Annotated in this window: 8 protein-coding genes; all 8 read right to left on the bottom strand. The window is 57.1% G+C overall.

The window, feature by feature from the left end; genetic code table 11:
- Positions 1 to 102: 102 nt before the first annotated feature.
- Positions 103 to 936: an NfeD family protein gene (locus HRQ63_RS20925; protein ID WP_172247110.1), complete on the bottom strand. Its 834-nt coding sequence runs from the start codon at positions 934 to 936 to the stop codon at positions 103 to 105.
- 211 nt (positions 937 to 1,147) lie between these two features.
- Complete coding sequence (locus tag HRQ63_RS20930; protein WP_037289974.1) at positions 1,148 to 1,591, bottom strand: GatB/YqeY domain-containing protein; 444 nt, start codon at positions 1,589 to 1,591, stop codon at positions 1,148 to 1,150.
- A 178-nt stretch (positions 1,592 to 1,769) separates the two neighbouring features.
- Positions 1,770 to 1,943 carry a 30S ribosomal protein S21 gene (gene rpsU / locus HRQ63_RS20935; RefSeq protein WP_005547957.1) on the bottom strand — a complete coding sequence of 58 codons (174 nt, stop codon included), beginning with the start codon at positions 1,941 to 1,943 and terminating at the stop codon, positions 1,770 to 1,772.
- 193 nt (positions 1,944 to 2,136) lie between these two features.
- Positions 2,137 to 2,499 (bottom strand): histidine triad nucleotide-binding protein, encoded by a 363-nt coding sequence (locus HRQ63_RS20940; protein ID WP_037289985.1) that lies wholly within the window; start codon positions 2,497 to 2,499, stop codon positions 2,137 to 2,139.
- A gap of 451 nt (positions 2,500 to 2,950) precedes the next feature.
- Positions 2,951 to 6,430 (bottom strand): AAA family ATPase, encoded by a 3,480-nt coding sequence (locus tag HRQ63_RS20945; RefSeq protein WP_172247111.1) that lies wholly within the window; start codon positions 6,428 to 6,430, stop codon positions 2,951 to 2,953.
- The gene (locus HRQ63_RS20950; protein ID WP_172247112.1) at positions 6,427 to 7,614 is read right to left on the bottom strand and encodes an exonuclease SbcCD subunit D; all 1,188 of its coding nucleotides are present in this window, start codon (positions 7,612 to 7,614) and stop codon (positions 6,427 to 6,429) included. The genes HRQ63_RS20945 and HRQ63_RS20950 overlap by 4 nt, the downstream gene beginning before the upstream one ends.
- Positions 7,615 to 7,661: 47 nt before the next feature.
- Positions 7,662 to 11,657: a helicase-exonuclease AddAB subunit AddA gene (addA, locus tag HRQ63_RS20955; RefSeq protein ID WP_172247113.1), complete on the bottom strand. Its 3,996-nt coding sequence runs from the start codon at positions 11,655 to 11,657 to the stop codon at positions 7,662 to 7,664.
- A complete protein-coding gene (gene addB, locus HRQ63_RS20960; RefSeq protein ID WP_172247114.1) occupies positions 11,658 to 15,215 on the bottom strand; it encodes a helicase-exonuclease AddAB subunit AddB in 3,558 nt (1,185 codons plus the stop codon).
- Positions 15,216 to 15,221: the final 6 nt, after the last annotated feature.

The raw sequence follows: 15,221 nt of genomic DNA on the forward strand, positions 1-15,221 counted from the left end.
TACCCCTCCAAATTTACGGTCCGAAACGCTTCGGATCTTAATCCGTCGTTTCGAACTCCGTTATGTCGTTCCATGCTTGCAAAACTTGCAGGCGACTGCGAATCAGATCGGTTCGATCGGACCTAATCCGCTGTTCCACTTTTCTTGGACCACGACGCGCGATCCTTCGGTTTTAACGATCACGATAGCTTTGTCGCGTTCGATGAACGCGCCTTCGCTCACGACATCGATTCGTTCGCCGTCGATCATGATCGTTCCCGACGGACGAAGCGGCGTTACCGTAACGCCGTCGCGACCGACCAATTCATGCCGCGTGACTGCCGAATTGTATCCGGCTTCCGAAGTCAAACTGTCTTTCAAAATGAAGCGATTCCAAATCCCCCGCTCCTTGAAAACGAATACGACGATGCCGACAGCCGCCGCGGCCAATACGAAAGCGATCCCGAGCGTCTGTAAAGCATGTCCCGTTGCCCATGCTGCCATAACCACTCCTCCTATTAGCGAGCCCGCCCCGAGCAGGCCCAATATCCCGAAACTCGGTACGAATACTTCGATCGCCATAAGAATGATCCCTACCGCGAACAGCAGCCACACGTAAGGTCCGGCCAATTCTTGAAACGTGCTTGCGAAAAAGTAAAGAACGAACGCGCTGACTCCGAGCAGTCCCGGGAAAATCAATCCCGGAAGAAGCAACTCGATCACGACGCCCGCAAAGCCGATAAACAACAGCAAAGTCAGCATGATCGGCGTTGTCAGAAATTCGGAAGCATTAGCCAAAAATCCCGCTTGCTCCGGCGCCGATTCCGTTACGCCGGCAGCAGATGCCGAAGTTGCGAACGACGTTAAAACGATCAGCGGAATGCCGACCAGCCAAACGACGCCCCACAGCGCCGCAGCCATGCCTACCCACCATTTGGAACGCGCTTGTGTATCCATTAGGTTTCCCTCCTTCTTTTGAATGTTGTCACATGCACCCAAATCCATTCCGTCGGTTCCCTCTGTTTGTACACATGCGAAAGTGTCTCAGTAATAGTATACGTGCATATCGGCCAGGCGTTTCAAAAAAATCCCGTTTTTCTTAAAAAAGTTGAAACCGCATAACAAAAACGCCTTTCCGGGATTCCGGAAAGGCGTTTATTTTGTTCGTTTATTGCAGGTACTGCTGAACCACTTGGTTAACCAACTTCCCGTCGGCACGTCCTTTGACTTTCGGCATCAGAGCGGCCATGACTTTGCCCATATCGGCTTTGGAAGAAGCACCGGTTTCCTGGATGGTCTGCTGTACAATGGCTTTAACTTCTTCTTCAGCAAGCTGAGCGGGAAGGTATTCAGCAACAATAACGATCTCGGCTTCGACAGTCTCGGCCAAATCGTCACGACCTGCTTTTTTAAACTCTTGGAGGGAATCTTTGCGCTGCTTGATTTCACGACTCAGAATATCAAGCACTTCTGCGTCATCCAAAGTCCGCTTCAAATCGATCTCCTGATTCTTGACCGTTGCGCGAATCATTCGTATGGTCGAGAGTTTGAATTTATCCTTACTCCGCATGGCTTGTTTCATATCTTCGTTCAATCGTTCGCTAAGATTCATTTAAAATAAAGCCTCCTACTGGTGATGTGTTTATCGCCGAAAGCTTCGGCAAAGGATACCTAAAACACATCTTTAGTGATGTGTTTATCGCCGAAAAATTCGGCAAGGGGTACCTAAAACACATCTTGGTGATGTGTCTGTTGTCGAAAAAATCGACAAACGAAAAAAACACACCTATTTAGAACTTTCTTTTGCGAGCAGCCTCAGACTTTTTCTTGCGCTTTACGCTAGGCTTCTCATAATGCTTGCGCTTTTTGACTTCCGCCAGTACGCCGTCTTTTGCAATAGAGCGTTTAAAGCGGCGAAGAGCAGCATCAATAGTCTCATTTTTGCGAACTTTAGTTTCAGACACCAGTTTCCCCTCCCTCCGACCAGACCGTCCAAGAGCATAACACGGTTAATCAACTTTCATTATAGGCGAAAATTAAACCCCGTGTCAATGCTTATAAAAAAGGTTATACGGATATATTCGTACATCTGCCTGTTCTTGCCTCGGTTGCTTGAACGGCTATCCGTTACAGGCATGGTTCAGGCTTTTCGCCTGCTTATTCGTGGGATCCGGAAATTCCGGTCAGTGCGCCGAGTTTGGCACCGCCAAGCAAATGGAAATGCAGATGCGGCACCGTCTGACCGCCGTCGGAACCGCAGTTGTTGATCACCCGATACCCGCTCTCCGCGATGCCGAGTTCTTGAGCCAGTTGTACGGCTACCTGATGAATTTCTCCGATTACGGCCAAATCCGCTTGTTCGATCTCGTTCAATGAAGGGATCGGTTTTTTGGGCACGATCAATACATGCACGGGAGCCGCAGGCTGAATATCGTGAAAAGCATAAATCCGCTCATTCTCGAACACTTTTTTGCTTGGGATACTGCCTTCGATAATTTTGCTGAAAATCGTCTCGCTCATGCGGGTTCCTCCTCGTCTGTTCGGCGGCGGCCATTCGACACGACGGGAATCGTGCAGCCGTTCACCGTGAAATGCTGAATTCCTTAAGCTTACCTTATTCATTGTACAAACAAACACAAAAAAAGACAAAAAAAAAGAAGCACCCTGCAAATTCCAAAAGGATCTGCATACTTGAACGACGATCCGGCAGCTTGACCAACCATAAGCAGGGTTTACGTTCGCCTGAAACGCACACGCTTTAGGTGCGCTTCCGTTGGAGACTTCGTACACGCTTTAGGTACGAAATCTCAGGCGGACGTAACCTTACGTTTAATTTGGTCAAGCTACCAGGCCAGGCTTCGGAAAAACCTGAGAAAAATCGCGGTTCGGGGTGCTTCTCATATGATGTCGGCTGACTGTATTATAACAACGACTTGAATCTGTCTCTGTGATTGAAATCACGTACTTCGTATTACATTTTCTCCAAAACAACCTTTGAGCCTGCACCCGCATGGTCTGCCGGTTGGACAACAAGCCTTCTCGGCAAGCGGGCACGCAGCTCTTGCACGTGACTGATGACACCGACCGACAATCGGTCGTTATGCAGATGCTCTAACGAAGTGATTACGGTATCCAACAGCTCGGGATCGAGCGTGCCGAACCCTTCGTCCAGGAAAAAGAACTGAAGCGGATATTCGCCGCGCAGCTGAATCTGTGCGGACAAAGCAAGCGCAAGCGATAGCGAAGTCAGGAAAGTTTCGCCGCCCGACAATGTCGATACGGGTCTTCTTACGCCGCCGTTGGCATCGTCGCATATGACGAAACCGCCGTTGGAGTCGACTTCGAGCGAATAACGCTGTTTAGTCAGGAAGCGTAATCGGTTCGAAGCTGCCCGACTGATCTGAATCAACTGCTCTTCGGCCACATATTCCACAAAGGCATTCCCGCGGAAACAGGTCTGAAGCCGGGATAGACGATCCAATTCCGAGGAAGTCTCCACGCGCGCGGCTTCCAATTCGCTCCAACGCCCATGTCTTGCCGACACGTCTTCCAAATCCCGCTGCGCACGAGCTCGGCCTGCAAGGGCTTCTTCGTCGAGGCGTCGCGCTTCTTCCAATCGAGCCGCGCAGTCTGCCCACTGTTCTTCCGAAAGTTGAACACCTTCCAGCAGCGTTTCCAACTCCCGCAAACGAGCGGACCACTCGCGCTCGCGCTCGCGGTGATGTTGTACGCGGCGCTCAGCTTCTGTAATTTCATCGACAGCCATCCGGGATGACTCGGCCTCCTGCTCGGTTGCAAATAAAGAGGCAGACAAGGCTTCGTTCCAAGAGGCTTCCGCTGCGCTCGCATGCTCCGCCGCAGAAACGACCGCTTGCTCCGCCGCAGCCGAAGCATTTGCAGCGAGCTGCCAGGCTTCGCGTGCCGACTCCAGATCAAGGCGCGTTTGCTGCGCCGCCTGGCGCAGGCTTTGCAGCCGTTCCGTCGCTTCGCGCAGAAGCTCGGCAACCGACGCTCCCCCGGAGACTTCATTCAGACGCAGCTCTTTTTCCTTGAGCAGCTCCGATCGGCCTTCGGCTTGAGCGGTAAACTGAACGAGACTCCGTTCCGCTTCGGTTGAAGCTTCTTCGTGAGATTTTAGCGTTTCTTCCATTCCGCGAATGACGGGCACGCTTTTTTCCAGACGCTGCTTCAACTCTTCCGCCTGCGTATCGCGGCTGCGAACGTCTTCGCGCCGACGCTCCAATTCGTCCCGGCGAAGCTTGGCGAAAGAAGCTTTCCAACGCTCTTCGGCTTCGCTTAGCCGCTGCTCCAATTCGTTTAAGCGCTCGGTTGCGCGCTGACGTTGGCGCGCCGCGCCGTCCAGGCGGATGCGGGGGGCTTCCGCCCCTCGGGCGGAAGCCGCGTAAGCGCGCTCGGCGTCTCTTGCCCGGCCTTCGAGCTGCGCGGAATCGCGCTCGAAGGCTTGGGCCGCAGCCTGCAAGCGGACGAATTCGTCCGCGCGGGCCTGCGGCGGCAGAGGGATCGCCGAGGCACGCGGCGAGCCGGGATCGGAGCCGGCCGCGGCGAGGGGCGGCTCGGGGTTGCCCTGCGCGGATCCGGGCGCAGGGGTTCCGGCTTCCGCCTGCGCGGCGGCGGAAGCGCCCGGTTCCTGCGCAAGTTCCTCGCGCAGGCGCCGGGCCAGGGCTTCGCTGCCCTGCCGCAGGCGGGCGGCGGCGAGGCGCAGCTCGCGCGCGCCGAGCTGTTGGGCGCGCAGGGGTTCGAGCTCCGCCGCGGCTTCGGCGGCGGAAGGATCTTCGCCCGCGGGCAGCGGGTGATGCGTCGCTCCGCAGACCGGACACGGGTCGCCTTCGTTCAAGGCTTGCGACAGCTCCGCGGCCATGCGGTGTCTCGCATGTTCAAGACCTGCATGCTCCAGACGCCGCTCCTCTGTCGCCAAAGCTTCGAGCCAATCGGATAGCTCCGCCTCGAAAGCGTGCAACGCTTGACTTTGAGCATGCGCCTGATCGGCGAAACACTCCAGTTCTTTTCGGCAGGATTGCTCCTGCTCGCGCCCTGCCGCAAGTTCCGTTTCGGCGTCCTTTTCCTGACGCTGCGCTTCTTCCAAGTCTCGGCGGATTCCCGGAAGCTGTTCTTCCAGACTCGCCATGGAATCCGCAAGGCGCCCTGCGGATTCCAATTCTGCCCGATCGGCGCTGCGAACTTCGCAGGCGTCCAGCTTTTCCTGCAAATCCGTCCGCAGTTGATTGGCCTGCTCCAGTTTGCGCCGAAGATCGTCGGCATCTTGCCGCGCGCGTTGAAGACGCGAAGCGGCTTCGTTACGACCGCGCTCGAGGCGTTCGCTTTCGTCGCGCAGCGTTTTCAACTCTTGCTCAAGCTGAAGTCCCTGCTCCAACTCCGCCGTGCGGCGCAGCAGCCGGGGTTCTGTGCTTGTTAAAGCTTCGCGTGCTTGGTTCTCCGCCGAAATTGCACCGTCGGCACGGCTTTTCGCTTCGTCCAAAGCAATACGCAAACGCTGCGCGCCGGCCGTTAGCTCATTCGAACGGACTGCCGCCGCGCGGAAACGCTCCAGCGTCGGCAGCAGCAGCGCCGAAGCTCTTCCCCGTTCGGCCCGAATCTGAAGCTCGCGTACCGATTCATCGCGACTTCGAAGCTCTTCCAGCGTCGCCGACACCCGGTCGCGTTCGCCCGCATGTTCGCGAACGCGGGCTAGTTTGTTGTGCTCGGCGGTAACCGCATCGAGCGACTTTCGTTGTTTCCCCGCTAAAACGGACGCTTCTGACAACTGCTTCTCGGCTTCTTCCACGGCTTCGGCGGAAGCGAGTCCGAGACCCTGCTGCTCGGCCTCGACTGCACGCAGCGAGCCCTCGGTATCGCGAGTACGCTTGTTCAGCTTTTGAATAAGCCGATCCCCGTATTGTTCCAAGTGGAACAGACGCTGAAGCATCTGCCGCCGATCGCTGCCTTTCAGCGATAAAAATTCCGCGAATTTGCCTTGCGGCAGCACGACCGCGCGCGTGAAGTCGTCCATTTTCAGTCCGATGCGTTCTTCGACAGCACGCGTCACGTCCGCCAGTTTATCCGCAACGACATCGTCGCCTTCCGGCTTGACTTCGATAAACCGGCTCAACGTATTGCTGACGGACACTTCTCCCGTACGTTTAAAACGACGTTCGACCCGGAACCGACGGACGCCGGCCGAAGATTCCAGCTCGAACGTAAAGGAGACGAACAAGGTATCTTCGGAATGGTTCATAATGCCTTGCGTACCTCCGTAGGCACGCTCGACTTTGCCGTACATCGCCAGCGTGATCGCATCCAATACGGTGGATTTCCCGCTTCCGGTCGGTCCGAAAATGCCGAACAAGCCGGTCTCGCACAACTCGGTAAAATCGACTTCCTGCGCTTCGCGATAACTTTGCAGACCCGATAATTTAAGCGTGATCGGCTTCATTCGCTTTCGCTCCCTTCCACGGCGGAATCCCGATCTTCGGAAGCCAGTTCCATAAACAAAGTCACCATCGCATCATCAGGCTCCGCGCCGCCCGTCTGTTTGCGATAAAAGGTTTTGAACAACTCGTGCATGGGCAACCGCACGCGCTCTTCGGGCATATCCGCCTGTTCAAGCTGCGGATATACGGGACGGATATGAACGAGTCCTTCGCAGGTTTTTCGCAGCGACTGGATATCGCCGAGGGACATCGCTTCGGTCAACGTGATTTTAAGATCGATGAACGCTCCCGCATCCCGGCCTTCTTCCAACCATCCGTATACCTGCGCAAGGCCTTCTTTCGCATTCCATTCCACAAGCTGCCGTCCGCACGATAAATAAATCTCTTCGATCTTAGGCTCTTTGCCGGGTTCGATATCCATCAGCATGACCGACTTGGCCTGTCCCGCTTCGGAAAAGCTGTAAGCAATAGGCGAGCCGCTATACCGAATGATGCCTTCGCCTTTGACCGATTGCGGACGGTGCAAATGCCCCAGCGCCGTATACTGCGCGCCGCAGGCCAACGCCGACGGATCGACCGTATATGCGCCTCCGACTTGAATCGGACGCTCCGAATCGGACTCAAGCCCGCCGAGCACATAGATATGGCTCATCGCCAAATTGACCGTTTTCGGCGAAAAATCGGCGGCCAGCTTGCGCATCAACATTCCCACGCGCTCGCTGTACGCCCGACGCAGCAGCGTTTCGTCCGTACCGTCGATCGTCAACAGCTCGTTGAGGCGCGCTTCCGACGGATAAGGAAGAGCCGCAACGATCGCACGCTCTCCCGTTCGCGCCACGTCGAGCGCGAGCGCTTTTTCCGTCGGCAATCCGATCAAAGATATTCCGCTGTCTTTGACCAGCGGACGCACCGATGCGACCCGTTCCGGGTGATCGTGATTACCGGCGATCGCCGCAAGTTGGCAGCCTTCTGCCCGAATTCGGGCTACGCTTTCGTAAAAAAGCTGTTCGGCGGCGGCCGGAGGATTGACGGTATCGTACACGTCGCCCGCCATCAAGATCAGATCGACCTTTTCCCGCCGAACGATCTCCACCAGCTCTTCCATGAATTTTTCCTGTTCTTCGAATCGGCTTCGGCCTTCCAGCGTTTTGCCCAGATGCCAGTCCGCCGTATGCAGCACGCGCATGTTTCGCGCCCCTTCCTCTATATCCGTCTCTATCGCTACCGGTATCTTTATAGTCTTACGCCTTGCCCCGCATCGAAAAAGTACAGCCATTTTTCCGCAACCGTCTCGTCCAGCATCTCTTCGACAGCCCGCGCGTAAAAATCGAGCTGGAAACGATAATGCGCGGACAGTTCTTCGATTCCCCGATCCGGACGAAGCCGATCCGTTTTGTAGTCGAGCAAAATCAGCTTCCCGTTCTCTCGGAACAAAGCGTCTACGACCCCCTGTACCAAAACGCGTTCGCCGGGCAATCGTTCCAAGCGCACGCGACGGTCCAATCCTGAAGCCGCTTTTTCGATATCGGTCGGCCAAGCTCCCGAAGCGCCGCTTCGAACAGGCAGGACCAGTGCGCCCAGTTCATCGTCGGTTCCGATCCCCGTGCTGAACGGAAGCTCTCTGCGCAACCACTGCGCCGAAGCCGCGCGCGTTCCGATATCGCTGCGGATGAATGCCGCGATATCCGCCGGATTGACGGTATCGGCTTCGACCTGAAGCAGAATGTTTTTGCCGACAAGCGCCGCCAGCGTCTCCGAAGCTTCGCTCTCGCCTGTGTCCGCTTTGATCGGCAGATGCAGCATCAACGTATGATAAGCTGTTCCGCGTTCCGCTCCGGTCAAGCGGCTTCGTTCCATGAATCTCGGACGTCGAAGCTGAAGCGTCGGCGAGTCTCCGGTATTTTCCGCCGATTTTTCCGGTTGTTCTTCCGTCAGGCCCGATACGATCCGAGCCGCTTCCAAAGCATCGGCTGCCGGATATTCGTCTCCCGCGAACCGGGATTTGATTTCGGTGACCGAAGTTTTCGCCGCGGCACCCCCTGCTTCCGCGTAAGGATAGACCCAATCGAAGCGTTCCCGGAAGTCGCCGCGCAAGCCTTCGACCCGTTCGCCGCCAAGGATCGCCTTCAACTGCTGAATGCGCTCGGCATAGAGTTCTTCCCCGGCCGCGCGTTCGGCAGCGGATTCCGCATCGCCGCTGCGTACCGAGAACACCCATCCATGATCCGAGGTCGGCACAGACGACGAGAATGCCAGATCCGCCAGCCCTCGCAGTTCTTCGGCTCCCGTCTCGAAAATCAGCGACGGGCCGACCCAGTCGAGATAAGAGCGCGCTTTGGCCAACGTATAATCGGCGATCCCTTCCGCGTTTCCGGCAGACTGCATCCAAGCCGCGATCCGTTTGGGCACGTCTTTGACCGCAGCGGTCAGAATCATCTTATCGCGCGGTCGAGTCAATGCCACGTACAACACGCGCATTTCTTCGGCCAACAGTTCCATATGCGCCCGTCTGCGAATCGCAAGCGCGGGCAAAGTCGGATAGCTCACCCGGCTCGCTTCATCCACGAACCGGGGACCGAAGCCCAATTCCTTGTGCGTCATGAAAGGTGCGTTCAGATCCTGCATATTAAAATTCTTTGAAAGCCCCGCGACAAACACGACCGGGAATTCCAGTCCTTTGCTTTTGTGAATGGTCATGATCCGCACCGAATCCTGTCCGGTTTCCGACGGAGCTTCGGCCAGGTCGCCTCCGTTTTCCTTTAACCGCTCCACGAATCGCAGAAAACGGAACAACCCTTGCGCCGAAGTCGACTTTTCAAACTGTGCCGCCCGATTATACAGCGCCAGCAAGTTCGAACGACGCTGTACGCCGCCCGGCAATCCGGCTACCCAATCGGCATACCCCGTCTCCCTGTATAAGGTCCAGATCAGTTCGCTAAGCTCGCCGCCGCGCGCCAAATCGCGCCAGCGTTCCAAGGAATCCAAGAATCCTTTCAATACATGTCTCAACGAAGGATCGACGACAACGTTTCCTTCCGGCGACTCCGACATTCCCGAGCCTGACCGGGCATCCGTACGTGCCGAATCCTCCGTCCCTAAGCTCTCACCGGTTGCAAGTTCAATGCCGACTGCCGCGGATACGGCTTCGTAAAAGGAAACCCGCGGCCCGCATAACCGTACCTGCGCCAATTGATCTTCGGTCAGGCCCACGATCGGAGAACGCAATACCGAAGCAAGCGGAATATCCTGCTGCGGATTGTCGATAATGCTCAGCAGCGACATGATGACTTCGACTTCGGTCGCTTCGAAATAACCGCGCGCCGCATCGCCGATCGCCGGAATGCCCGCCAATCTCAACTCTTCGATCATCATCGGCGCCCAAGCGCTCACCGAACGCAGCAAAATGACGATATCGCCGTATTCGGCCGGACGAAGTCCGCCCGCGCTTTTGTCATAAATCGAAAGAGCTTCGCTGCCCGGCGCCGAGCCGACCAATTCATGAATACGGGCCGCGATCGCGCGCGCTTCAAGCCTTGCCGTCTCGATCTCCAACGCTTCGGCGGCAAGTCCGGTTTGCGCGGCCTCATCCGCTTCCGATCCGCTTCCGCGCTCGACCAACATCAGCTCGGGCGCATACTCGTTATGTTCCGCATCCGGATAAGCTTGCGCGCCGTAGGCCAGCTCCGCGCGCTCATCGTAGGCGATTTCGGCTACCCGTTCGTTCATGATCCGCCGGAAAATGCCGTTGACCGCCTCGACGACTTCTTTCCGGCTGCGGAAATTGCGAGCCAGATCGACGCGCAGTCCTCCTTCGGAGAAATCTTCGCCGTACGCGCGGTACTTATGCAGGAACAATCCCGGCTCGGCCAAACGGAAGCGGTAGATACTTTGCTTCACGTCGCCGACCATAAAGCGGTTGCCGGCTTCGTCTCTGGCAATCAACGATACGATCTCCTCCTGCACGGAGTTCGTATCCTGATATTCGTCGAGCAGCACTTCATCGAAGCGCTCCCGATACTCCAAAGCTGCCGCCGAAGGCACGGGATGACCCGGCCGCGAAGCAGGATCGCGCAAAATACGCAGGCAGTAATGCTCCAAGTCGGAAAAGTCCACCATGCCCCGTACTTTTTTCGCTTTCGCGTAACGCTCTCCGAACTCGATCGTCAGCTCGGCAAGTTCTTCCATCAACGGAGCGGCTTCATTCAACTCGGCCAAAAAGGCTTCAGGCGAACGTCCGAAATAAAACTCGCGGATGTCCGTCAAGTCGTCTTTGGCCGCATCGCGCAGCGCTTTGGCCTGGTCTTTGATCTGCGGGTCGCACTGATCTTTGCGGACCGCGCTCAGTTTGCCGAATGCCATACTCTCGAAATGGGCATATAACTGTTCCCACGGCTCCCGCTGCGCCGCGGCTTGCAGACGCCGAACCATATCGAGGTCGTTTTGCAGCGTATCGAGGTAAGGAGCAGGCCCTTCAGGAGACGCAGCCAGATCATAGGCACGCAGCAAAAGGTTTTCCGTGCCTGCCAGCGCCAAACGCGCATCAGCCATCAAGCTGCGGGTCCAATCGGTATCGCCGAGCGTTTGCACGTCGTCTATGCGGAAAGCCGCAGCCGATTGCCGAAGCCAATGCTCCGGCCACGGGTGGCTTCGCGCAAAATCGTATAACCGCTGAACCAAGGCAAAAGCCGGATCGTCGGAACGTTCGCCGCCGAACCAGTCGATCAGCCGCCGGAACAGCCGCCCGTCTTCTTCCAGCGCATAATTTTCCTCGAACAGTTCTTCCAATACTTCCTGACGCATGATCTCGCTTTCGTGTTCGTTCGCGATCCGAAAAGCCGGATCGAGCGGAATCAGCGTATAATGCCGGCGAATGACTTCCAAACAAAAAGAGTGCAGCGTCGTGATCGACGCCTGGCCGAGCAGCGACAGCTGGCGGCGCACATGTTCGTTTTGCGGGTCGGCGGAAAGCTCTTTGTTCAGCGCGTCGCGTATCCGTTGGCGCATTTCCGATGCCGCCGCTTTGGTGAACGTCGCGATCAGCATCCGGTCCACGCCGGTCCCTTGATCGGGATCCGTAACTTTGCGGATGATCCGCTCGACGAGCACGGCCGTTTTGCCCGATCCCGCCGCTGCTGCAACCAGCATATCGCCGCCGGAGACCGCGATCGCTTTCCATTGGTCGTCGCTCCATTGGCTGCCCGAAGGCTTTTCGGCATATGTCATTCCCATTTATAGATTCTCCTCCTTCAGGCCGTCCTCGTCCGTTTCCTCGAACATCTCCCAGATCCGGTCTTTGCCAGGCTTGCCCAAATGATTATAGCCGGCATGATCCAGGCTTTCGTCGAACTGGCAAACCGAATGGTACGGACAGAAATCGCAAGCCTTCTCCTGCTGGATACGATAAGGACGAGCCTCCGATTCGCCTTCCGTGATCCGTTTGCCGATGCCCGCGATGTTACGGCGTACCCCTTTGAGCAAAGACTCCCACTGCTTGGGGTCGGCGACGGCAGAGCTGCTGTAGAAGCTTCCGTCTTTTTTGACCGCGACCGGAATAACGGGCGATTGCCCGCTGGCGAGCGTTCGGTCCATTTTGGCCACCACGTCCGCGTCCGCCAGCACCAGACCTTTCATTTTGAACCGCTTGAGCATTTCCTGAGACGCCGCATCCGCAGCCAATCCATTTTGCGAAGAAAGCAGCGGATTTTGCACGTGGAAATACAGCGTTCCGGCCGGAAGCGCAGGCGCGCCGATCCACTGCTCCGCATGCGTCAAAATGACATCCAGATAGGTCAACATTTGCAGCGACAGACCGTAGTAGACTTCGTGCAGCTTTAAATCTTTCGAACTGGATTTGTAGTCGATGACGCGCAGCAGCAAGCCTTCGTCGCCTTCAGCCACGTCGACGCGGTCGATCCGTCCGACAATTTCCATGGTGCAGCCGTTATCCAGCTCGAAGGTGAGTGCCGGAATGTCTTTGCCCGGACCGAAATCGACTTCGATCCCGAGAGGTTCGAAATCGCCTCTTCGCGCATGTTCGCCCAAAATGACCGAAGCGCGGCCGACGATATCCATCAACTTGCGCGAAATGTATCCGTAACGGCTTGTACTGAACAAGATTTCTCCTTGCAGCCTCGGCGCGATCTTGTCGACCGATGCGCGCGCTTCCGCCAAACATTCTTCGGTCGACAGCGAACCCCAGCTCCTGTTTTCCAGCTTCAGCCGCATCGCGATATCGCTGAGCGCCGCATGGAACAATTGTCCGATATCCGGCGCGTTCAGCTTGTATAATTGGCGTTCTTTGAGCTTCAAGCCGTGCGAGGCAAAATGCGAAAAGGCGCAGGCCGTGAATTTTTCCATCCGGGAAACGCTGGAACGCAGATTGCGGCCGTACAAACGCACGCTGGTATCGCGGGTCAACCGATCCGAATCGTTGGCGTACACGAGCGAAGCCAATCGGCTTTTCAGCAAAGCTTCCCGCTTCGGATCGCCTTGATACGCGCCGAGCGCCTCCCACCAGACCGGATGAATTTCCGCGCCCGTTTTCCACAAACGAAGCTGGGCCAGCAGATGCGGCAGCGTCGGCTCGGGCCGCGTGATAAAACGCTCGTAATCGGCTCGTTCCATGCCGACCGCCGGCAATCCTTGCTCCCTGCGTTCGCGAATAAACGGGAACGCGGCGCGCAGGTCAAGCACGATCTCCGAAGGCAGCAAAGGCTTGTCATCGTCGTCGCTAAGCGCATAACTTAACCAAAGCTTATGCGTAGCGCTCGTAAGCGTATGGTAAACGAGCAGCTTTTCGTCCAGCATTCGGCGTTCCGAACCCGGCGACAATTCCAAGCCGCTCTCGGCCAGGCGGATCCGCTCCGGCTCGCTGAGCAGTCCGCTTTGCACGGGAGCGAGCGGCACGACGCCGTCGTTCAATCCCAGCACGAACGCGTAACGAAGATCCAGCGGCCGCGTGCGGTCCATATCGCCGAGCAGCACCCGATCAAGCGCGGGAGGCACGAGACCCAGCGTCAATCCGGCGATTCCGGTTTCCAGCATCCCTGCGAATTCCTCGATCGTAACCTTCTCGTCGTCGATCAACTCCGCGATTTGGTCCAACAGATCGAGCAGTGCTCCCCAAATTTGCCGATTTACGTCGGCTGACTGCGGATCGCCCGCTTCGGCTGCTTCACGCGCCAATCGATCGAGCCGCTGCGGAACTTCGGCCGCTTCCAGCATCCGATATACGCTCTCGCACATCGCTCTTGCCGTCTCGGCCTGCTTCAAATTTTTTTCGAAATCCGACAACGGAGCCACGATGCGATCCCGGCAAGCCTCCAGACGCGCCATTCTGGCTTCCGCTTCCTCGGCGGCTTCCTGCGCGACCGGACGGCCTTCGTCGTCCAGGGAGAGCTTCGGCGCTTCGCGCCACGGACGACCGTCGGTCCATCGGGTTCCGCGAATGCCGGAAGCGAGCACGAAATTCTCCAGCCGGTCCAGCTCCGAACGCGTGATGCTGCCGTCTTCCGGCAGCATCAGGTCCGTTTTGACGCAGCGGAATACGTCTTCGTACTGCCAGCGGCGAAGCACGACATCCAGCGCCGCACGCACGAATTCGGATAACGGATGATGCAGCACGCCTTTTCGGCGGTCCGTGAACACGGGAATCCCGTAATCTTCGAACACCGGCGCCAGCACGGATTCATAATCGTCCAGATTACGCACGAATACGGCCATGTCGCGGTAACGAGCCCCTTTTTCCCTAGCCAACCGAAGCATCTCGCGTGCTGCGGCATCGGCTTCGGCCCGTCGATTATCCGCCGCGTGCAGCGTAACCCCCGGTTCTCCGTCCGCGTTAAGCGGAACCTCTCCGTTCAGAACGCCGCGTGCCGAACTCCGGTCTCCGCGCAGCTCGGCTTCAAGCCTTGCCAGCATCGGACTGGAAACGAATCTCGGCAGTTCATCCGGCTCTTCCGAAACAATTTCGCAGCCGTGATCCAGCACTTCGGCCAACTTGCGCAGCTTGCGATAGGTCGTCCCGGTCTGGTGGAACAGGTCCAGGTCGCCGGGCTGTTCGCCGCCGTCGTAAGGACGATCCAAGGTCAACGAGCAAACGACCGAATCCGCCGTGCCGAGCAGCGCGCCGATCACTTCATACTCGCGCGGCGTGAAGCTGTCGAAGCCGTCGATCCAAATCTCCGCTCCTTTTACCAACGAAGAATCGTTCAACTGGCCCGCCAAGCGAATCAGCGTATCTTCGGAATCGACGTACAGTTCGGATAACTTCCCTTCGAAATCCTGATAAATCGGCAGCGCGTCCTCCAGCTTCTCTCGCAGCAGCGGCGAATGTCCGATCGAGACCAGGTCTTGCATGTGCTCTTCCAATAAAACGGAATCGATCTTGTAGCGCTTGAGCTCCGTGTACAGATCGTTCAGTTTAGCGATAAATCCGGGCTGCTCGCTGGAAGCGCCGAATAGGCGGAGGTCGCTCCGTCGTTCGCGCAGAAGACGATACAGCAGCATCCGTTTCCCTTCGTCTCCGATTGCCGTCAGCGCCGAGCCGCCCGTCTCCTGCATCACGCGATAGGCCAGTCGGTGAAAGCTTACGACCTGCGCGCGCAGACTGCCGCTTCCTTCTTGCCGCGCAAACAAGGCATACTCGCTTTGAAAAGTCGATTGTTCCGGCACGATCAGCAGCATGGGCGGCCCCAGCGGATCGGCTTTCATTTTAGTACGCATCTCATCCAGTATCCGGGTTGTTTTGCCGCTGCCCGAACGTCCGAGTCTTATTTGTAACGTCATCGGCCG

This window comes from Saccharibacillus endophyticus, assembly GCF_013185185.1.
In the GTDB taxonomy this organism is placed as follows: Bacteria; Bacillota; Bacilli; order Paenibacillales; family Paenibacillaceae; genus Saccharibacillus; species Saccharibacillus endophyticus.

What these genes read in the sequence shown, in the direction of transcription:
- HRQ63_RS20925 (WP_172247110.1), bottom strand. Translation starts at nt 936, where the DNA reads ATGGATACACAAGCGCGTTCCAAATGGTGGGTAGGCATGGCTGCGGCG.
- HRQ63_RS20930 (WP_037289974.1), bottom strand. Translation starts at nt 1,591, where the DNA reads ATGAATCTTAGCGAACGATTGAACGAAGATATGAAACAAGCCATGCGG.
- HRQ63_RS20940 (WP_037289985.1), bottom strand. Translation starts at nt 2,499, where the DNA reads ATGAGCGAGACGATTTTCAGCAAAATTATCGAAGGCAGTATCCCAAGC.
- HRQ63_RS20945 (WP_172247111.1), bottom strand. Translation starts at nt 6,430, where the DNA reads ATGAAGCCGATCACGCTTAAATTATCGGGTCTGCAAAGTTATCGCGAA.
- HRQ63_RS20950 (WP_172247112.1), bottom strand. Translation starts at nt 7,614, where the DNA reads ATGCGCGTGCTGCATACGGCGGACTGGCATCTGGGCAAAACGCTGGAA.
- addA (WP_172247113.1), bottom strand. Translation starts at nt 11,657, where the DNA reads ATGGGAATGACATATGCCGAAAAGCCTTCGGGCAGCCAATGGAGCGAC.
- addB (WP_172247114.1), bottom strand. Translation starts at nt 15,215, where the DNA reads ATGACGTTACAAATAAGACTCGGACGTTCGGGCAGCGGCAAAACAACC.